The organism is Alicyclobacillus tolerans, from assembly GCF_900142255.1.
Taxonomy (GTDB): domain Bacteria; phylum Bacillota; class Bacilli; order Alicyclobacillales; family Alicyclobacillaceae; genus Alicyclobacillus_I; species Alicyclobacillus_I tolerans.
In genome coordinates this window covers 1-19,673 of record NZ_FRAF01000032.1, presented here as the reverse complement: position 1 = coordinate 19,673, position 19,673 = coordinate 1, and the positions used below count along the sequence as shown (strand labels likewise).

Genomic DNA, 19,673 nt, shown 5'->3' with positions numbered 1-19,673 from the left:
CTATGGATAAGAGTTAACTCTTAGTCTGTTTGCTCGAACTCGATTCTGGCGGAGTGAGACGGATTCGAACCGTCGATACGGCTTATAACCGTATACTCGCTTAGCAGGCGAGCGCCTTCGACCTACTCGGCCATCACTCCATAAAAAACTTTGGTGGGCGTTGACGGGTTCGAACCGCCGACCCTCTGCTTGTAAGGCAGATGCTCTCCCAGCTGAGCTAAACGCCCATACATGTTTAGTTTCTGGAGCTCCCAACCAGATTCGAACTGGTGACCTCATCCTTACCATGGATGCGCTCTGCCGACTGAGCTATGGGAGCGAATGAATGGCTCCCCGAGTAGGATTCGAACCTACGACCCTCCGGTTAACAGCCGGATGCTCTACCGCTGAGCTATCGAGGAAAATGTGGTGGAGGTAGACGGATTCGAACCGACGACCCCCTGCTTGCAAGGCAGGTGCTCTCCCAGCTGAGCTATACCCCCATGAATCACCATTCTACCACAAGGCAATTTTGATGTCAACCTGAGAATCAGGTGGTCGGAGCAGCGGGATTCGAACCCACGACCTCCTGCTCCCAAGGCAGGCGCGCTACCAAGCTGCGCTATGCTCCGATGGCGTGCCCGGAGAGATTCGAACTCCCGACCTCTTGATTCGTAGTCAAGCACTCTATCCAGCTGAGCTACGGGCACAACATCCTGGCTGGGGGAGAAGGGATCGAACCTTCGCATGACGGAGTCAAAGTCCGTTGCCTTACCGCTTGGCTATCCCCCATTATTTGGGGTGAGCGATGGGAATCGAACCCACGAATGCCGGAACCACAATCCGGTGCGTTAACCACTTCGCCACGCTCACCACTTTGGCAGGGGCGGCAGGATTCGAACCCACGACATGCGGTTTTGGAGACCGCCGTTCTACCAGCTGAACTACGCCCCTATTGACCGAGGTTTCGAGAGTTCGCCTCCTGCTTACTCGTCCATCCTCTGCCTGCTGATTGCCTTGCCTGGTGGAGGGGGAAGGATTCGAACCTTCGAAGCTTCCGCAACGGATTTACAGTCCGCCCCATTTGGCCACTTTGGTACCCCTCCGCTACTGGAGCCAGCGACAGGAATCGAACCTGCGACCTACTGATTACAAGTCAGTTGCTCTACCTACTGAGCTACGCTGGCGCCTCATCAGCGACAAGTCATAACTTATCACAGTTCCCAACCCTGTGTCAACTACATTTTCATGTTTTTTTGCATTCAATTGCGCATGAAAAATGTTCAAAAAATTGCTTATTATTTGACACAGGGTTGCCTACTCTAACGCGTTAATTTTCGTCGCTTACAGAACTCTCTTCCGCGTTCATCAGATTCACGGCACGAAGCGGAATAAACGTGGAGACAGCATGTTTGTATATCATTTGCTGTTTCCCGTCAGCTTCCACAACAATGGTAAAATTATCGAACGCCTTAACATTTCCACGAATTTGAAACCCATTGACCAAATATACGATGACTGGTATTTTCTCTTTTCTAACTTGATTCAAAAAAGTATCCTGAATATTTACCGGCTGTTTGCTCACGCCGTTCACTCCCTGTTCATTTCGTTCAGGTGTAGCGGCGTCGCTTGACTGTATCCGACTACACGCATGCAAAAGTTTACTCGTCAGCATATTCTCTCTGAGGGAGAGTAATTCCTGCTAAAAACTGCTCAATCTTCTTCCGCGCTTGTACTACAACTTTATCTTGCGCATAATCATCCATTTCTATCCATATCGCTCGCGGATCTTGACGCAAAAAACTGATCTGCCTTTTTGCCAAACGACGGGTGTTTCGCTTAATGAGTACAACAGCTTCTTCTAAAGAAATTTCAGCACGCAGTGTACGTACCAATTCTCGATAGCCAATCGCTTGCATTGACTGTGCGTCTTCCGACACACCTGCCGCCAGCAAACGCCTCACTTCATCGAGCCAGCCACTCGCCATCATCTCGTCCACACGCTTATCAATTCGAGCGTACAGCCAATCACGCGCGCCATTAAGTACGAGCAGCAATACATCTGATCGATCACGATGCGGCTGCCATTGATAAGACTGAGACATGGGCCGTCCTGTCAATTGATAGACCTCCAACGCACGCACAACTCTCCGCACATCATTGATATGCAGACGAGCTGCTGTGAGCGGATCGACCTTATACAATTCCTGATAAAGAGCCTCACGGCCATGATTGGCAGCGTAATCTTCCCAATTCTGACGCAAGGAAGGACTGGATGGCACGGTCTGAAAAGAGAGTCCATCCAGCAATCCTCGCAAATAGAGGGTTGTTCCCCCAACAACAAGTGGTAAATGTCTACGCTGCGCAATGTTGGCTATCGTTTTTTTTGCGTATTTTACAAAATCTGCCACGCTAAACGATTCGTCCGGATCAACCAAGTCGATGCCGTAATGAACGACTCCCTGCATTTCTTCAGGAGTAACTTTACCCGTACCAATATCCATTTGTCGATAAATTTGCATCGAATCGGCTGACAAAATCTCCGCTTCCAACTGCTTGGCAAGTTCAATTGCCACAGAACTCTTTCCAACTGCTGTAGGACCTGCTAGACAGACAAAGGCCAATTTACGTCCCCTCTCTCTCCCAGATGCCGTAACGTACACGTCCACTTAACTTATCCGGTTGAATGGGCAATCGCCTCCAAATGGAATCATGAGCACGTGCCTTGATCACCACACGCTGCCTGGTCACCCGGCAAGCTTCAGCAAAGAGTATCTCGTCAAGTGGCTCCTTATAAGCAAATGGGCGCAATGCAGCGATGCCAGGAGAGTTCATGATGGGTTCCTGGAACATAGGATCGATATAAATTACATCATATTGCTGATGACTACTCTGGCGCAAAAATTGCAGTGCGTCTTGATGCAGTAAATCAATCCTCGAAAGCCAAGTTGAAATTTGTTGCGGCAAATGCTCTAGACCCTCTGTCTGTGCGTGCTGAAGCATTCGATAAATGACAGGACTTTTCTCAAGAGCTGTGACTTTTCCCTGACGACCAACTGCATAGGATAAAACGACAGCATCGGATGCTAAGCCACAAGTTGCATCTAAAACCCAATCTGACGGGCGAATTTGTGCAGCCTGCAAAAGCCTGTCGGTACCTCCTTGAAGAAGTGTTTGCAATCTAAGGGTCGACATTCCGGGGTGATATTGCAGGCCATTTTCAGTTTGATCACGATGATAAAAAACGGGCCAATCCGCGGCTACAACAATCACTTCTGCCCCAGTATCCGAAAAGATTTTGGCTATGCTTCGTGAATCACGCGTTACCCATTTTGCGTCAAAAAACTTAGCCAATCGCTGCGCGTACTGAATAGCATGGCAGTTTTCCTCCTGCCGGACGGGTGTGACACACACCCATTTTTTATAACCATCAATCTCCATCTCAGACAATGCGGCGAAATCCTTTCTCCAAATCGTAACTATTTAACTCTAATAAAACAGGTCTGCCATGCGGACAATGAAAAGGATCGTCCAATTCTACCAATTCCTCACATAAAGCCAATATCTCTTCGTCAGATAACCGATGGTTGGCTTTAATCGCGGCTTTGCAAGCTTTTTGAACGATTTTCAGACGCAACTCTTCAACAAAGGCGCCTGACGGAGCCTGTTTGGCTATCTCTACCAAATCATCAAAAATCCGTTGCGTTAGCTGCAGAACATCAAGCCCCTCCCAGACGAGCGGTACCCCTCGAACACATACATCCAAACCACCAAATGGTTCGATATCGAGACCGAGTAAGGCGAACACTTCTTGATGCTGCATCCAAATACCGTGAGCCGAAGCTGACAGTGTAAAAGTAAGAGGAGTCAGCAAGGGCATTGTGTCTGCAGACAATTGCATTTGTTTCAAAAATTTTTCGTAAAGTATGCGTTCGTGAGCCGCATGCTGATCGATGATGTACAAACTTTCTCCATCTTCGGCAATTACATACATCCCTAAAGCTTGACCAATAGGACGCAATTGCCAATTTTTAACTCTCTCTCGCAAAGAAGAATCCTGTACTTCTTCGTCTTTGACTTCACTTGGCAACACAGATTCTGATGCCAGTACTGCTTCTGGTTGGACTGAAAATTCGTACGCTTGCGAAAGCGGATGAGAGAGTGTATTTTTTTTAGAGTTTGTCGACATGTCCATAGATTCTGCACGGAGACCCACAGACTGCTCACTGACCGATAATTTGGCTTCAGAGAACGTGGTTTGGTTTTTTTCGTTCTGCTCAAAAAAGGGTACCTGATAGGATGAAATTTTTTCTTGAACACGACTAGTTACAGGCCACTTGGGTACCAAATGCTTGTCCGAAAGCGCGTTCTCCACCATACGTGTAATCAGTTGACTGACGTCTCGTTCTTCGCTTAAGCGCACTTCACTTTTGTGGGGATGGATATTCACATCAGCCAAGATAGGATCCATGTCGACAAAAAGAGCGTAAATAGGATGTTTTCCCACCATCAAACGTGTTCCGTAGCCTGCTGCGACAGCTTGATGTAAAGACAAATTACGGATTGGGCGATGATTAAGAAAAAGATACGCGTGATTGCGATTACTTCTTGCTTGCTGAGGCAAACCGAGCCAGGCGGTAACTTGACAAGTAACTGAACTTTGACTGGCTTCTAACAATTGTGTAGCTTCCACAGGCCCTAAAAGTGCAGCGAGTACCGACCGTTGACCACCGCGACCGCTACTTTGAAAGACAACTCGTCCCTCGTGACTTAACAAAAAGGCAACATCTGGTCGAGAAAGTGCCGCTCTTTGCACAACATCAACAATGCGTGAAAATTCAGTTTGAACACTGCGCAGATATTTGAGTCGGACAGGCGTGTTGTAAAACAAATCTTCCACGACAATACGAGTGCCTGGCGGCGCTCCTACTGGTTTGGGTCCATCGGTAATGGAAGTCCCTTCAATGCGCAGAAAAATGCCATGTGTTTGATCGGATTGACGCGTCGTCAAACTGACTTTAGACACTGCAGCAATAGCAGCTAACGCTTCCCCACGAAATCCGAGCGTTTGAATACGCGTCAAATCCCGAGCATGAATAATTTTACTGGTAGCATGTCGCGAAAACGCCAGCACTGCATCCTGTTCGTCCATGCCCACGCCATCGTCTTCGACGCTCAAGCGTCGTATACCGCCTTCTTCGACCTCTATTTTGATACGCTTAGCTTTGGCATCAAGGGAGTTCTCAATTAATTCTTTTACACAAGAAGCTGGCCGTTCTACCACCTCTCCCGCAGCAATTTGATTGGCCAGAGCGTCGCTCATGACTTGGATGACACCCATGACATCACCTCCTTTGCACGAGCAGACCACTCTTCCAATTTCTGCAATGCCTGCAACGGCGTAATCTGCAAAACATCCAATTCAGCCAAAGCACGCAAAATTTCAGCAGCATAGTACGAATTTTGCGGCTCACTATGCATTTCAGCTTTAGTTTTCACACCGAAAGGAACATTTTCTTCAGAAGCTGCCAAGTGAAGTGTCGCCTCGCTAGCAAAACTAGAGAGATAAGACTGCGCTTTGGAGAGCACCCAATCTGGTATACCCGCTAATCGAGCCACGTGGATGCCATAACTGCGATCGGCAGCAGTCATAACCAATGTGTGCAAAAACTCGATATGATGCCCCGATTCCGCTACCGCCACAGAAGCATTCTGCACGCCAGGCAGTTGATGTGCATGTTGCGTCAACTCATGATAATGCGTTGCAAACAAAGTTAGCGGTTTATTCGTTGCCTGCAGAAAATCCATAACAGAAGCCGCCAAAGCCAAGCCATCCTGGGTCGATGTACCTCGTCCGATCTCGTCTAAAATAACCAGACTGCGCCCTGTGGCATGACGAAGAATATGTGCCAACTCCATCATTTCAACCATGAAAGTGCTCTGTCCGCTGTGGATATCATCAGCAGCACCAATTCGTGTGAAAATTTCGTCAAACTGACTGAGTCGCATCGATTGCGCTGGAACATACGAGCCCATATGAGCAAGCAATACCAGTAAAGCCACCTGACGCATATACGTACTTTTACCGCCCATATTTGGACCTGTAATTAGCATAAAATTATGATCTGAACTTAATCTTGTATCATTGGGTATAAAGCGTAAATCCGGAATCGCTTCAATGACTGGATGCCTGCCAGCGACGATTTCTAAACAGGCTTCCTGTGTCCATTCTGGGCACGTATAGCCGTATAAAGCTGCAACTTCAGCCAAAGATGCATAGACGTCAAGTTCAGCCAACACTTCAGAAACCAATTGTAACTCGTGTCTCTTTTCAACCAATTGCCTACAAAGATCGGCAAACAACTCCGCTTCTCGATGAGCAGCCTCCTCAGCCGCTTGAAGGATGGCACTTTCGCGTTCTTTAAGTTCTGCCACTGTGTATCGCTCGGCAGCGGCAAGTGTTTGCCGACGTTCATATTCTGGAGGTATTTGATTCACCTGTGTCTTCGAAACCTCGATAAAATATCCAAATACTCGATTATAGCCTACCTTCAACGTCCGAATACCTGTTCTTTCCCGCTCTCTCTGCTCAAATTGAGCCAACCATTGCTTGCCGTTACGTGATAGATCGCGATACTCGTCCAGCTTGGCATCTACTCCTTCACGAAAAATTGGACCAGCATCCAATTGAACGGGAGGAGTTTCAACCATTTGATGAACAATCAACGAAGAGAGATGAGTCACATCAGGTAACTGATGGAGCAGTTGTTGTAATCTCTGCACGGGAAGATTGGCAATTTCTCGTATAGCAGGAACCTTCTGCAAAGCTAGGCCAAGCTTAAGCACATCGCGCGGAGTCGCTTTTTGAAACATAATCCTGCCAAGCAATCGCTCCATATCAGAGACATTTGACAAAGTTTGCTGCAGGGCACTGCGAGCAATCACATCTGACAAGAAGATAGAAATCGCTTCCTGACGTTCTAGGATCGGTTCACGTCTGGCCAGCGGACGTTCCATCCAGCGACGCAAAAGACGCGCACCCATCGCTGTTTGCGTACGGTTCAAATGATGATAGAGCGAACCTTTCTTTTCTTTCGTGCGTTCTGTCTGAAACAACTCCAAATGTGTGACAGCTGCAGGATTCATTTTTAAAATTTCTTCCTGTCCAAGCAGAATAGGTTGCTTTATATGCAAGGTAGTTTGCCGCTGAGTTTCTTGTACGTATTGCAGCAAAAGCGAGAGTGCTGCCCATCCAACCGTCAGAGACTCAAGTTGAGCAGGAAACGTTTCAAAAGCAGACATCTGACTCAGTGAATGACGCCAATCTTGAACCGATTGTTTGCGAAGAGAAAGAAACGTCACTGGCAGGGGGCCAAGTTTTTCTAATTTCTCTTCCCAAAAAGGAGAACTTGTGGAGGATTCAGCCAATAAAAGTTCGACAGGCCGGTGCAAACTCAGCCAGTTGAACACCTCATCCTCGTCACCCGTCTCTCCCATCCATAAATCGCCGGCAAGCATGTCCATCAACGCAACCGCATAGAGAGATGCTTCTTGTTCTATCGCGTCAGTGGCATGGATACAAACGGCAAGCAAGCGCTGTTCGCCATCATCATCTAGTATGGCAGTGCCTGGTGTAATCACGCGCACAATTTCACGTTTGACAATACCCTTTACAGATTTAGGATCTTCCATTTGCTCGCAAATGGCTACTTTATACCCTTCCTGTACCAATTTGGCTAAATACTGATCGACCGCATGATAGGGAACACCACACATCGGGATACGTTCTTGCTCTCCGCCATCTCTCCCAGTTAAAGTAATATCTAAAACTCGACTGGCTGTCTTGGCATCTTCAAAAAACAATTCATAAAAATCGCCTAAGCGAAACATCAACAGCGCATCTGAAACTTGTTGCTTAATTTCCAAATACTGCTTCATCATTGGTGTCAATTTTAGATTCACCTACCCCTGTATGGGATCTTCATATAGAGATGGTAGCTTTCAACACAAACAAATCGAATATGTTCTTACGACAAAAAACCGTCTGCCCAAGGAAGACGGTTACTGGCATCATTGGAGGCTCAACTTCACAATCCGAGAAATGACATGTCAATTCGGCGTTCATCCGTGATGTCCGCCACATGAACATCCCTGTCCATCCGGACCTTGTCCGCATCCTTGGCGAGGACCTGGTTCAACTGGCAAAACTGCTCCAAGACGCTGCAAAAGACGAGTCATCACTTCCTGAAGAAGATTGTTTAGTTCATCATGGGCTTCACGATATTGATAAGCAACAGGTATTCCCGCCAGTTCTGCTTCGATTTCTTGCATTCTTGTGCGCGCGATGGAAGTGCGTTCATGTACCTCACCATAGTGGCTTTCGAGCACCAATAATTGGTTGGTCTGTTTCTTCAATTCCTCAAATAATTCCTGCGCGCGCTCATGACGTGACATTTTTTCTCGTGCTTCCCAAAAACGTTCTGCTACATCCGACGTAAAAATGAGCCGCACAATAGCATCCGCTTTTGATTGCCAGAGTGGAGTGGGTGGAGATTCAAGAAGATTAACATTCATGCGCTTTCCTCTCCCCTATGGCTGACAATTTCTCCTTTTAGCAACCAGGTTTGTGGCTCAGTAACACGCACCTTGACATGTTGCCCGACTAATGCAGACGTGCCAGCAAACAGAACGAGCTGGTTTTTGCGCGTTCTCCCTGCTAATACATCTGGATTGGTCTTGCTTGGTCCTTCGACCAACACATCCAGTTCTTGTCCTACATATTGCTCTTGTTTTTCACGACTAATGCTGTATTGCATATCGTTCAATCGCTTCAAGCGCGCTTTTTTCTCCGCCAGTGTCACCGTATCTTCAAAGGTGGCTGCCGGAGTATTTTCACGTGCTGAATAAATAAACGTAAAAGCGTTATCAAATCGCACTTCCTCAACCAGCTTCAATGTATCTTGAAATTCTTCTTCCGTCTCACCCGGAAATCCCACAATGATATCCGTGGTCAAAGACACACCAGGAATCTTATCGCGAATGCGCTGTACCAAGTGCAAGTAAGCTTCTCTCGTATGCGAACGGTTCATGCGTTTAAGAATGCGATTGTTACCAGACTGTACAGGCAAATGAATATGCTCAACCACATGCTCAGATTCTGCAATGGCATCGATTAATTCTTGAGTAAAATTCCACGGATTCGATGTTGTAAAGCGAATGCGGTCAATCCCCTCCAAGCTATTGACTTGTCGCAATAGCTGGGCAAACGTCATATTCCCCAAATCAACACCATAGTCGTTTACGTTTTGACCCAGTAATGTAATATCTCTGTACCCATCGGCAATTAAATTGCGAATCTCATCCAGAATATCCTCTGGCAAACGGCTCCGTTCAGCTCCTCGAGTATATGGAACAATACAATACGTACAAAACTTATTACATCCATATTGAATATTCACCCAAGCACGAGTTCCCTGCGCGCGCACTTTAGGTAAGTTTTCCATAGTTTGCGGAGCATAGTCCCAAACTTCCAATACAGTTTCCTGCGATTGTCTAGCCTCAGTTAACAATTGTGGTAAACGATGAAGATTGTGCGTTCCAAAAACGAGATCGACCCAAGGAAATTTGTCTTGAACGAGTTTTTGAACTCCCTTTTCTTGTGCCATGCAGCCGCACAAACCCAAAACCAACTCAGGATTGCGCTGTTTAAGTGGGCGCAAACGGCCAATCTCGCCAAAAACTTTGTCTTCTGCATTCTCACGTACAGCGCATGTGTTGAATAAGATAAAGTCTGCCGATTCAACATCTGAAGCTGGTTCATAACCCATGGTCTGAAGCATTCCAGCCATGACTTCTGTATCATGTTCATTCATCTGACAACCGTACGTACGAATCAAGTATCGATAGGGTTGTCCAGAAACCTTTTGACCCACTTGATATTGCTCGGTTAATTTTGCTATATCAAAAGGTGCGCGTTCTGCAGCAGGACTGCGATGCGTCCCAAAAACGAGACCGCGCCCCTCTTCCATGGCGTGTTTCTTTAATCGCCCTTCGCGCAACTGGTGAATTAGATTTTCCAATTCAATCCCCCCTTGCCTCTTTTATTGCCAAACTCTTGTCTTTTGGATTGCGCTATACGGCGTAATCATACCACAACTCACTGAGAGCACATACGGGATTCAAACCAATGAGAGATTTCCCTGTATAGTAATATTTGCATAGCCTGACACGCAAATTTGCAAGACGCTTCCTTCATAAAAAGATTGAGTGGCAATTTGACTAGGACGACCGATTTCGTATCCTTGTTCCAACCAATACGTTTTGCCTATATCTGCTCGTCCCTCACTGACCAGCAATCCAAGTAGAACCCCAGATGCAGTGCCAGTAGCGGGATCTTCAGGAACCCCTACAGCAGGTGAGAAGTCTCGACAGTGAAAATGGTGCTTGTCCTCAATGGTCTTGCTGCAATAAACGTGCAGCGAAGCCACTCTTAACGCACGGCATATTTGAGCAATTTGATGCAAATTGGGCTGCATATGTGCCATATCACCCAAATTGCTCACTGGTACAAATAAATCCCATAGTCCAGTGGAACACATAGCAAGCGGCCATTCCGTAGAAAGCTTGTCCACTGACAGACCCAAAGCCTGAGCTAGTTCATCGCGCAAACTGTCATCCACAGCTTTTATCTGCGGTGACAACTGTGCCATTTCCGCACGATATCGACCGTCTTCATTGTATAAAGAGACTGACAACACACCTACTTGCGTCTCAATTTTACATCTTCCTTCGCGCAGGATATCCTCAGACAATCTCCCTTGCTCTGCAAGAGCCACCATGCTGCCAATCGTTGCATGACCACACAAATCGACTTCCTGCGTGGGCGTAAAATATCGCAGACGCAAATCTGCTTGTGAATTTGACGCAGTCGTGATAAAAACCGTCTCGGAGGCGTTGATTTCTCGAGCAATCTTTTGCATATCTTCTTCTGTCAGACCATTAGCCAAAGGAACTACACCAGCCGGATTACCGGAAAAAGGCTGGCGAGTGAACGCATCCACAAGCCAAATTTCCAAATGATATCCCCCGCTCGTTAAACGTTGTATATGCCCATGTATGTCTGTCAGACATTCATTTTCTATCAGACATTTCATCCACCTTAGACAGTTCTCGTAAATATTCTAACACGCCTTCCAAAGAACGAGTGCGAATATCCGGTTCGTCAAACTTCATCGGTTTAGCATTCGCTTCAAATATCCAGCTCGATCCCGATGATGTCACTCCGACATCCATGGACATTTCCCCACAAGCGTGATCGAAAAAACTATCTATCGCTTTAGCGGTACGTTCAACACTTTTATCCATTCGTTCTTCAATCTCTTTCCAATGAGAACCAAAATGGGCACGCAAGACATCACGAGCTGAAGCGATGGAACCGCCATTCGGCACATGAGTCGTAATAGCTCCCTGGCCGCTGACTCGTACACCTTTTCCAACAACATGCCATAAACCCGATCTTTTTTGCAAGAGAATTCGAAAATCACACGGGCGGCCCTGCCAATCAATCCGTGGAACAGACTCCTGGATGATATAAGAAACAGGTAACCTCATTCTCTGCACAAGCCGCCAAGCGTCTTCAAGATGCCGTGCTGTCGCAGATTCGCTGCGATTATTCTTAAGGACCGTCACAAGCCAACCTGTGTTTTGTCGATCGACACGTATAATTCCATGACCAACACTGCCGCCTGATGGCTTTACATATAAAGAGCCATATTCCTGCAACATGCTGGTAAAGTCACTTTTCGTCAAATGCAATGCCGTATGTGGCAATAGATGAGCTAGACCTGCCTTTTGAAGAATGGCATGAATCTCTCTCTTATTAAAGTAGCGGGGATTGAACATTGGTATCGCACGTTGTTCAATCGCCCTGCGAGCTGCAAGCGCAGATAGCTCCTGTTCATGACGACGAGTTGGAATACGATTGTATATGGCCAGTGGAGCTGGCATGGGCAGTCTAACCCATTTCATGTACCCGAGTCGAACATAACCATGCCAAGCGCCCCCTTCCTGTAGGGGTACATCGCCAACAGGAAGTACGTACATCAATTCTTTGCGCGCTCTTGCAGCTCGGATCAAATCACGAAAATCTGTGCGAATGCCTGCAAAACCATCTGCTCCATTCCCTGCAAGAATGGCATATATTGGACTGGTTCGCCATTCAGAACGATTTTCCGCAAGCAAAACAGGAGCTCGGTAGACCACATTTGTAAGTGATTGGACAGGGCGCAAAGGGATACGTCTGTCTCCCACTTTGACTATTTTCCCATGATACATTTTGGGCAATCGAGGAATTTGAATCTCCATTTCAACCGTACTACCCAATCGATGCCACACATATTCACCAGAAAGCACTCTTGCCATCCTAACCCCTCCCTTCTATTTAAGATGATTGGACACGTTTACGCCTCCTACGTTTAACCGCAGGAACAGAACTTGTGTTGGCAAAACGTTTAGGAATTTCCCACACATCTCTAACATCAACCGTTTCATCCCAGATTTCCTGTTGTTCAATCATGTGAAATAAAGGTTCAATTTGTTCTTCATAGCGTCGATAGGCTGGTAAACGCCGAATAGCGACCATACATTGCTCTAAATATGGATGAAGTTCATTGATTTCATGGCTATAGAAATGCGACTGTACTTGCGGATCGTACAACCAAATTTCCGGAAGTTCGATGTAATGAACGGCAATTAAGTGAGCCAGCGCAAAAGCAGCCAAAGTCACTTTTGGATCGACAATAAAAGAAGCGGGCGTACGATATTCAAAACCGCCATAAGATTTATGGCGCACATCGCCAAGAAATCCATAACGGGGTCGACGGCCTAAAGCGCGTGTAGGATTTTCCACCGCCATCAACGGCAATCCTAAATAAGCATCGAGAGCGCGAACTAACCTTGAGGAAAAGGGGAAACCTGAAAAATGGATATGACCTCCCGTCGAATATCCTGCAAAAGGCATACTACCTGCTCTCCATGCGACATCCTGACGATTGATGCGACGCGCCGCTTCTAACATGGTGGTCCGTAAATTGACATACAGTCCCATAGGACTTTGATCGGGATCAGGCCTTAATTCCAAAAGCGGTAAGCGGCGGCCGTCTTGTTGTACACTCCGATCATCACAGCCTACCCGCCCCTTTCGCGTAAAATAGCGACTGGCGAGCACCATTTTGCCTTCAGCGTTTTCTAACATTAACTCGACATCGGTGCCTAATTTCAACTGATTGTAATTGAATCGACTGAGTGTTATCTGTTGTTCCATGTATGTTTGGATAGCCTCTGAGTAAATCTCGAGAAGACGACCTTCCAGTTGTGGATTGCTCGTCACATCAATGACGTGCAGAACACCCTTGGGACCCAAACCCAGTGATACATAGGCCGCATCAAGCCCCAGAGCATGGACGGCGCGAACAGCCAACCATCCTGCACGCGTAATGAGGCGATCACTATCCAGTGCAACTTCTTCTTCGTGTTGCGGCATACCTTGAATCCTGCCGTTTGTCCATGGTTCTTTACCATCCGTACGAAAACAAGCAAGGGGCTGATGATTAAAAACCGGAATGCGAAATTGGCGTACAAAGCGGTTAGCAGAAGGCTGGTTTTGCGATGGTAAAACAAAACGCACACCAACCTGACGCAAAAATTTAGCCATCTGTGATTTGCTGCGAGATAGCTGCAACGCACTTTGCCGATTGAGAATCAGCCCTTCAGTCGGATCGGCCAATTTACTCTGTCCAAAGCGCAACACTATATCATCGGCACGAAGAACCGTCTCTTTGCCATAAAGCTGCGCGCGTGTTCGTTCGAGCAATCGGCGAATGCCCTGCGTTGGTTTAGCAAAGATATAGAGCATCAAGACTCCCCCGCTTTCGAGCCCAGGTGTGTTTGCGCCAGATAAACAGCAAATTCAATGGGACGGCGAAACGATAAATCCACTAAATCTTGTCTCCCTGCTTGCGTAGTGGGTGTTTTGTGCGGTTTGGAATTGACTTCTATAACATAAACCTGGCCACTTGGAGTCACCCCTACATCTACACCCAATTCCCCCAGAGTATGTTCGCACTCTTCCTGCAGATGCTGAACCACTTTGCGCGCCAAATCGTTGATACGCTGACGGACCTGGTTATACTGCCGATGTTCCTTCCATATCTGAGAAAGAACTTGCGACAAAGGGAGAGCCAAGCCACCACTGCTTAGGTTGGAAGTAAAATCACCGATACGAGCAACACGGGCAAACGCTTTGGTTCGCTTCCATTGCCCACTGCCATCCCTCTGCATCAGGATGCGAATATCGAATGGCCTACCTTCATATGTAGCCAAACGAATGGATTCTTGGCAGATATAAGGCCGTTGCCGCAAACGCTTGCCAAATTGTTCGAGCCATTTGTCAAAAGAAGCCATTTGTCCCTGAACCACTTTTTTTCTTCCTGATTTCCATTGGTATTGCACTGTACCATCTGCTGTTTGTAAGAGCCGTATAATACCAATCCCCAGACTGCCGTGAATGGGTTTGATATAGACAGACCCGTGGCGTTCCATAAATTGCTTTGTCCGATCCCGTTGACGATGAAGAATTGTTGCAGGAAGCGCTGAACGTATTGCTTGATTCTCAGAAAGCCATTCATAAACTTGCCATTTATCAAAAAATCCATCGTTAAAAATTCGTAACCCATACATCTCAGACAGACGTTTGCGGCGATCGCGCAACCGCTGACTCCGCTCCAATTTTCGAGATGCTAATTGATCGTAAATCACATGAGGCATAGGAATTTGTTCTTCCGTAAAACGAATTCCATCCCAACTGTAGGCACGAAGCATGTTCTTTTCAAACTGCAAATCATTCAATCCAAAAATATACGCCTTAACACCAAGCGACGAAGCCGTCTCCAGAATCTTTTTCCAATTGGCCATTTCGGAGTTATCTCGCAATGTTTTCTGTTGCGATTGCCACAAGGGATTACAGAGAATCCCTATAGACACAGATGACTGTTGATTCATTTGGTACTCCTCCACGTCATCATGTTGCTATTTGGAATTGGTTTGAGTAGAGGCGGACTGATGGAGGCCACCCGTTTCGTCATTCACCTCTTTAACATATTCAATCAGCTTGACTAGTGATAATTGCCGCGTATGTTTATCGAGTGCGCGTAACATTCTCCGCCCAGGCGTCGGATTGACTTCCAAAACATACAGTTTTCCATGATTCGAAAGCGCAAAATCAACACCCAGTTCCGCAAAGGGACCTGATTGTTTCTGAAACATTTCAAAAACCAATAACGCAGCTTTATCTATTTCTTCCAACACTCGCTCTGATTTTGTAAAGGATTCTCTGATTACTTGTTCTGCTGGAAAAGCTCGTGCACCTGAATGCAAATTGGTGGTTACTTGCCCACCCTCGCCCCGTCTGGCGACACGCGCAACCACCTGTGGTCCTGCACTGGATTGAATTATTAACCAGCGAAAATCGACCGGTCCACCTCGCCATTCAAGAAGAGGTATTGCCTCTTGCACAAGCGCATCCTGGAATTTATAACTGCTCCAAAATTTTAGCCATTTTCCATATGCTAAGTCTTGATGGCCTGGGAAACTAATTTGACGCAAGGAAGGTGTCGAAGTACGCTCGTCCCATGTCAAAAAGAGTTGACGGTTCTTCCACTGACAGCGAAAGACTCCAAGTCCTTGAGCGCTTCGTCTTGGTTTCAAGTAAGCTTTAGAAAAATGAGTCAACGCAGCCCATGCTTCACGCGCTGAAGAAACACATTCTGTTTCCGGAAGTAACTGTGCCGTCTGTTTGTCTTGCTGAAGCAGATGAACAAGTGTCCATTTATCGCTTTCTTCCACTAGCAGGGTATGCAAACATTGATCTTCACGCAGTTTTTGCAATTCCCGCTTAGCCAAAACAAACCTTGAGCGATGAAAAAAACCTGAACGGCGCAATACGACTGAAAAATTGGGCATCGCAACTTCTTTAAAAAGAGCAGGTCGTAACCGTTCACAGTAAAGTGCTGTTTGTGCTGTCACGCAACCTGGATATAAGATGTAAACCTCCACATCTCGTTCTCGGCCGATCTCAATTAAATCCAAGACCAGTTGCGTCTGTTCTCCAAACGGACGCTTGCTGTTGCCTGTCTTCTCTAGATAAACGCCAAGTGTGGCATTGCCTGTTGACCAAGATGTCATTTTGGCTTTCATACCTCGGCCCTCCGATTGGTTTTCAAAAAAAAGGGAGGGCTATGCCCACCCCTGGTCGAAACCCTTTCAGTCTTCAATCTCAACCTCTTCGAGTATGCTGTTACTGTCACTATAAAACTCGTCATCCTTCTTGGAGGGTACGTTGTAAGTGACTACCGCCAGTTTGGTTTTGCCAACCACTTCGACACCCAGTTCTTTCTCAACTCTGACCAAGATTTCAGAACCATTTCCAGTTACAGTCGCATCCAAACAGTTGGGACTCTGCAAGACCCGCACTTCTACCTCGCGTGTGTCTTTCACACAGTCAGCATCGAGATCGCGCAAAGCAATCTGCTCAACATAGGAGACAGTGTCTTTGGCTACTGCAGTCTCAGAGTTATTGTTGTAAGAGTACCAAACGTTTACATCAAACCGTCCATGGACTTCGACATAGTCGCCAACTAACATGGCATCATACGTATGGTTCATGACCCAGCAGCCACCAATCGTAGTTGGACGATTGGCCGGATGCAGTGTGTAAGTAGTTTGTGAATACTTACTGCCTCGGCCACAGACCGCACTTGCCACGATCTCCCGATAGCTGAGGTCATCTCTTGAGAGCACCATGCGGTAACCTCCTCTGATCCTCTGATACCCCTGGTCATGTGGGCAGAGGACGTTCTTATTCTGGCGCTTCTTGGTTTTATAGACCGTTGCCCAAGCGCGACCACAGAGCATCCTATGCACGAACGCCCAGACCTGCTATCAATTCAAAAGATCAAAAAAAAAATAGGCGTACGCCTAAGCATGGGTTAAGCATGGGTATGGGACAATGACCATACTCTGAAGTTTGAGGATGCGCCTCCACCGTTTAGTGGATGGAGGCAAATTCAGTTTTGCGGCTGGGAAGTTGACGAGAGAGGAAATCCAAAAAGTTACCGTAGAGAATTTTTTCGGCCAATTCACGACCATATTCTTTGTCCAAACGTTCTGCCAATTTCGGATAATCAGAAACGGTTGCCAATCCTTGCAATGCATGACTGGTACCGTCAAAGTCTGAACCAAAGCCAAGATGTCGCTCGCAACCCAGTGATAAAGCGTGATCGACATGACGCATGAAATCTTCCAGCCCGGCTTCACTTTTTGCGACAAATGAAGCCTCAAAAGTAAGGCCAAGCCATCCATCTCGACGTACAATTTCTCTCACAGTATCATCTGTGAGATTGCGAGGATGTTCATGAATTTTACGCAAATTAGCATGTGAAGCCATAACGATGCCATTCGTTATAGAAAAAACGTCAAATACACCGGCATCCGCCAGATGAGCAATATCGATCCACATTTGCAATTCTTCCATCATACTTACTATCTGTTTGCCAGCTCGCGTCAACCCAGCATTACGCTCTTCCCGACAACCGTCTGCCAGAGAATTGGCTCCATTCCAAGTTAGACCCACACCTCTTACACCGAGCGAAAAAAGCGCTTGCAGAATCTCTGGTGAATCATACAGACAAGCCGCACCTTCCAGAGATAGAATGCCAGAATAAACGGGTTGCACGGAAGAAAATAGATCTTCTCGATAAAAAATGGGTTGTACATAACCCGTGTTGATCATCGTGCGCTGATATCTACCAATATCCTCTAAAACCTGACGCAATTGCTCTCCTGGGGATAACTGAGGATGGGCAAAAAGCGCAAAGACTTGCAGAGATACTCCCGCTTTTAAAGAGTCTTGATATCCAGCTTGCAAAAAGGAAGCCTCTGCATAAGTTGATGAGGCATTGCGTAGTTGATAGAGTACATCCGCATGCGCATCTGCAATTCTCACCCAGTCGTCTCCCCTTTTCACCTGCAAAACTTATGAGGCGATTCTTTAACGCGGTTCTACCAACAGGCGCATAGCTGTTCGATCTTCTCCATCAATTGTAATGTCAGCAAAAGCAGGTATACAGATGAGATCAACGCCACTTGGCGCCACAAATCCACGGGCAATGGCAACCGCCTTTACTGCCTGATTGAGCGCTCCTGCTCCAATCGCCTGGATTTCTGCTGCTCCATGTTCCCGCAACACGCCTGCCAAGGCGCCAGCCACCGCGTTTGGATTTGATTTCGCAGACACCTTCAATACGTCCATCATCCGTCCTCCTTCAATTCCTATAGGACATTATATCGATATTCGCCAGAAGGAACTGTATTCCTTTTTTGGGCGTTGGAAAGAAAAAACATGTGAGCTTTGTATAATCATTCTTATTTATTCCTCGTACTGTAAAAATGGTTCAATTGAACATGCTTTTCCTGAATGATCATCGAGTTCGATGAAAACGGAGCAAAATTGACGTCTTCCTGCTGCCACTTCGAATCGTGCTGGGCGATGCGTTAACATTCGTTCTAAAACACCCGTTCGATCCATTCCGAGAATCCCGTCACGTGGACCTGTCATGCCGAGATCAGTAATATAGGCAGTGCCTTGAGGTAAAATCCGGGCATCATTGGTAGGGACATGGGTATGCGTGCCCACTACAGCCGAAACTCGACCGTCCAGATACCAACCCATAGCTAACTTTTCAGAAGTCGCTTCAGCATGAAAATCAACCAGAACATGATGGATGGAAGGATGTTCTAATAAAATTTCATCAATCGCACGAAATGGCGAATCCAACTCGCTAATAAAAGCCCTGCCCATAGCGTTTATCAGCAGTACAGAAATCTGTCCTACCTTGCAAATGGTATAGCCGCGCCCCGGAGTCCCAAGAGGATAGTTAGCCGGACGCACAATGCGTTGGTCGTGATCAATAAAATTTAGTAAATCTTTTTGATCCCAAGTGTGATTGCCGAGTGTAATTAATTCCACACCCGCATCGTACAACTCTTCAGCCGACTTACTGGTAATACCTCTACCGTGCGAGGCATTCTCTCCATTGGCCACGATTAAATCGGGCTGATAGAGAGGAGCGTACTTGCGAATAATTTCGCCTGCGTACTCCCTACCTGGCTGTCCAACAATATCACCAATAAACCATATCTTCACCTGATCACTCCTCGCCAATAGGCGTGATTTTGCTCGTTCAAAGGTTGGTAGTGGAGTACAGAATTTGACACATCTTTGCCATAGAATTAGGAATCGAGTAGGAGGGGGTGACTAACCCCCGTCCTCTCACACCACCGTACGTACCGTTCGGTATACGGCGGTTCATGTTGTGGAACGAATCACATCGTATCGCTCAACTAAGCTAACCAGTCCTCGGTCACGCCAATAGGCAAGACCGAGGGCTTTATTCATTTGTGGGGTATTTGAGAGTCTCCAGTAGCCCTTGCGGGAACCGCTTATCAGGACTGCCCATTCCTCGGGAATCCCAAGGACGACGAGGTTTCGTCGCTTTGTCTTAGGTTTCTTCCATTGCTTAAGGAAGCACATTCTCAATCGGTGACGTATCCACTTGTCTAAGTCCTCGAACACACTACGG

The 19,673-nt window shown here is 46.9% G+C and carries 17 protein-coding genes and 12 tRNA genes; all 29 read right to left on the bottom strand.

Annotation, left to right across the window (positions count from 1 at the left end; genetic code table 11):
- Nucleotides 1-46: 46 nt before the first annotated feature.
- A tRNA-Ser gene (locus tag BUA75_RS14050) sits at nt 47-140 on the bottom strand.
- Nucleotides 141-151: 11 nt separating this feature from the next.
- Nucleotides 152-227, bottom strand: a tRNA-Val gene (locus tag BUA75_RS14045).
- 16 nt (nt 228-243) lie between these two features.
- Nucleotides 244-319 (bottom strand) — tRNA-Thr (locus BUA75_RS14040).
- Nucleotides 320-326: 7 nt separating this feature from the next.
- Nucleotides 327-401: transfer RNA gene (locus tag BUA75_RS14035), tRNA-Asn, on the bottom strand.
- A gap of 5 nt (nt 402-406) precedes the next feature.
- A tRNA-Ala gene (locus BUA75_RS14030) sits at nt 407-482 on the bottom strand.
- A gap of 52 nt (nt 483-534) precedes the next feature.
- Nucleotides 535-611, bottom strand: a tRNA-Pro gene (locus BUA75_RS14025).
- A gap of 1 nt (nt 612) precedes the next feature.
- Nucleotides 613-689 (bottom strand) — tRNA-Arg (locus BUA75_RS14020).
- A gap of 7 nt (nt 690-696) precedes the next feature.
- A tRNA-Gln gene (locus tag BUA75_RS14015) sits at nt 697-771 on the bottom strand.
- Nucleotides 772-776: 5 nt separating this feature from the next.
- Nucleotides 777-852, bottom strand: a tRNA-His gene (locus BUA75_RS14010).
- 5 nt (nt 853-857) lie between these two features.
- A tRNA-Trp gene (locus BUA75_RS14005) sits at nt 858-933 on the bottom strand.
- A 68-nt stretch (nt 934-1,001) separates the two neighbouring features.
- A tRNA-Tyr gene (locus BUA75_RS14000) sits at nt 1,002-1,085 on the bottom strand.
- A 5-nt stretch (nt 1,086-1,090) separates the two neighbouring features.
- Nucleotides 1,091-1,166, bottom strand: a tRNA-Thr gene (locus BUA75_RS13995).
- Between the two features lie 143 nt (nt 1,167-1,309).
- Nucleotides 1,310-1,564 carry an RNA chaperone Hfq gene (gene hfq, locus BUA75_RS13990; protein WP_072875215.1) on the bottom strand — a complete coding sequence of 85 codons (255 nt, stop codon included), beginning with the start codon at nt 1,562-1,564 and terminating at the stop codon, nt 1,310-1,312.
- Between the two features lie 76 nt (nt 1,565-1,640).
- On the bottom strand, nt 1,641-2,648 hold the full coding sequence (gene miaA / locus BUA75_RS13985; protein WP_083574382.1) for a tRNA (adenosine(37)-N6)-dimethylallyltransferase MiaA: 1,008 nt from the start codon (nt 2,646-2,648) through the stop codon (nt 1,641-1,643).
- Complete coding sequence (locus BUA75_RS13980) at nt 2,605-3,420, bottom strand: class I SAM-dependent methyltransferase (protein ID WP_129583674.1); 816 nt, start codon at nt 3,418-3,420, stop codon at nt 2,605-2,607. The genes miaA and BUA75_RS13980 overlap by 44 nt, the downstream gene beginning before the upstream one ends.
- Nucleotide 3,421: 1 nt before the next feature.
- The gene (gene mutL / locus BUA75_RS13975; RefSeq protein WP_072875212.1) at nt 3,422-5,320 is read right to left on the bottom strand and encodes a DNA mismatch repair endonuclease MutL; all 1,899 of its coding nucleotides are present in this window, start codon (nt 5,318-5,320) and stop codon (nt 3,422-3,424) included.
- Nucleotides 5,299-7,920, bottom strand: coding sequence for a DNA mismatch repair protein MutS (mutS, locus tag BUA75_RS13970; protein ID WP_072875226.1), 2,622 nt, complete (start codon nt 7,918-7,920; stop codon nt 5,299-5,301). Before mutS ends, mutL begins: the two co-directional genes overlap by 22 nt.
- A 180-nt stretch (nt 7,921-8,100) precedes the next feature.
- Nucleotides 8,101-8,553: a YlbF/YmcA family competence regulator gene (locus BUA75_RS13965; protein ID WP_072875211.1), complete on the bottom strand. Its 453-nt coding sequence runs from the start codon at nt 8,551-8,553 to the stop codon at nt 8,101-8,103.
- Entirely contained in the window at nt 8,550-10,058 is a 1,509-nt protein-coding gene (miaB, locus tag BUA75_RS13960) for a tRNA (N6-isopentenyl adenosine(37)-C2)-methylthiotransferase MiaB (RefSeq protein WP_072875210.1), read from the bottom strand. The genes BUA75_RS13965 and miaB overlap by 4 nt, the downstream gene beginning before the upstream one ends.
- A gap of 99 nt (nt 10,059-10,157) precedes the next feature.
- Nucleotides 10,158-11,054 (bottom strand): PhzF family phenazine biosynthesis protein, encoded by an 897-nt coding sequence (locus BUA75_RS13955; RefSeq protein ID WP_165612036.1) that lies wholly within the window; start codon nt 11,052-11,054, stop codon nt 10,158-10,160.
- Nucleotides 11,055-11,109: 55 nt separating this feature from the next.
- On the bottom strand, nt 11,110-12,399 hold the full coding sequence (locus BUA75_RS13950) for a YheC/YheD family endospore coat-associated protein (protein ID WP_083574379.1): 1,290 nt from the start codon (nt 12,397-12,399) through the stop codon (nt 11,110-11,112).
- Between the two features lie 19 nt (nt 12,400-12,418).
- On the bottom strand, nt 12,419-13,891 hold the full coding sequence (locus tag BUA75_RS13945) for a putative amidoligase domain-containing protein (protein WP_129583673.1): 1,473 nt from the start codon (nt 13,889-13,891) through the stop codon (nt 12,419-12,421).
- Nucleotides 13,891-15,036 carry a YheC/YheD family endospore coat-associated protein gene (locus tag BUA75_RS13940; RefSeq protein ID WP_072875209.1) on the bottom strand — a complete coding sequence of 382 codons (1,146 nt, stop codon included), beginning with the start codon at nt 15,034-15,036 and terminating at the stop codon, nt 13,891-13,893. The genes BUA75_RS13945 and BUA75_RS13940 overlap by 1 nt, the downstream gene beginning before the upstream one ends.
- Nucleotides 15,037-15,063: 27 nt before the next feature.
- Nucleotides 15,064-16,230 carry a YheC/YheD family protein gene (locus tag BUA75_RS13935; protein WP_072875208.1) on the bottom strand — a complete coding sequence of 389 codons (1,167 nt, stop codon included), beginning with the start codon at nt 16,228-16,230 and terminating at the stop codon, nt 15,064-15,066.
- A 66-nt stretch (nt 16,231-16,296) separates the two neighbouring features.
- Nucleotides 16,297-16,836: an outer spore coat protein CotE gene (gene cotE, locus BUA75_RS13930; protein ID WP_072875207.1), complete on the bottom strand. Its 540-nt coding sequence runs from the start codon at nt 16,834-16,836 to the stop codon at nt 16,297-16,299.
- Between the two features lie 244 nt (nt 16,837-17,080).
- Nucleotides 17,081-18,037 (bottom strand): dipeptidase, encoded by a 957-nt coding sequence (locus tag BUA75_RS13925; protein WP_072875206.1) that lies wholly within the window; start codon nt 18,035-18,037, stop codon nt 17,081-17,083.
- A 45-nt stretch (nt 18,038-18,082) separates the two neighbouring features.
- Nucleotides 18,083-18,343 (bottom strand): stage V sporulation protein S, encoded by a 261-nt coding sequence (locus BUA75_RS13920; protein WP_072875205.1) that lies wholly within the window; start codon nt 18,341-18,343, stop codon nt 18,083-18,085.
- A 117-nt stretch (nt 18,344-18,460) separates the two neighbouring features.
- Entirely contained in the window at nt 18,461-19,237 is a 777-nt protein-coding gene (locus tag BUA75_RS13915; protein ID WP_072875204.1) for a TIGR00282 family metallophosphoesterase, read from the bottom strand.
- A gap of 162 nt (nt 19,238-19,399) precedes the next feature.
- Nucleotides 19,400-19,666, bottom strand: coding sequence for a group II intron maturase-specific domain-containing protein (locus tag BUA75_RS16615; RefSeq protein ID WP_423219861.1), 267 nt, complete (start codon nt 19,664-19,666; stop codon nt 19,400-19,402).
- Nucleotides 19,667-19,673: the final 7 nt, after the last annotated feature.

Excerpts from the sequence above, each read along its gene's own strand:
- mutL (WP_072875212.1), bottom strand. The coding sequence starts at position 5,320 with ATGGGTGTCATCCAAGTCATGAGCGACGCTCTGGCCAATCAAATTGCT.
- BUA75_RS13965 (WP_072875211.1), bottom strand. The coding sequence starts at position 8,553 with ATGAATGTTAATCTTCTTGAATCTCCACCCACTCCACTCTGGCAATCA.
- BUA75_RS13920 (WP_072875205.1), bottom strand. The coding sequence starts at position 18,343 with ATGGACGTATTGAAGGTGTCTGCGAAATCAAATCCAAACGCGGTGGCT.
- BUA75_RS13950 (WP_083574379.1), bottom strand. The coding sequence starts at position 12,399 with ATGGCAAGAGTGCTTTCTGGTGAATATGTGTGGCATCGATTGGGTAGT.
- mutS (WP_072875226.1), bottom strand. The coding sequence starts at position 7,920 with ATGATGAAGCAGTATTTGGAAATTAAGCAACAAGTTTCAGATGCGCTG.
- BUA75_RS13945 (WP_129583673.1), bottom strand. The coding sequence starts at position 13,891 with ATGCTCTATATCTTTGCTAAACCAACGCAGGGCATTCGCCGATTGCTC.
- BUA75_RS13940 (WP_072875209.1), bottom strand. The coding sequence starts at position 15,036 with ATGAATCAACAGTCATCTGTGTCTATAGGGATTCTCTGTAATCCCTTG.
- cotE (WP_072875207.1), bottom strand. The coding sequence starts at position 16,836 with ATGGTGCTCTCAAGAGATGACCTCAGCTATCGGGAGATCGTGGCAAGT.
- BUA75_RS13980 (WP_129583674.1), bottom strand. The coding sequence starts at position 3,420 with ATGGAGATTGATGGTTATAAAAAATGGGTGTGTGTCACACCCGTCCGG.
- BUA75_RS13935 (WP_072875208.1), bottom strand. The coding sequence starts at position 16,230 with ATGAAAGCCAAAATGACATCTTGGTCAACAGGCAATGCCACACTTGGC.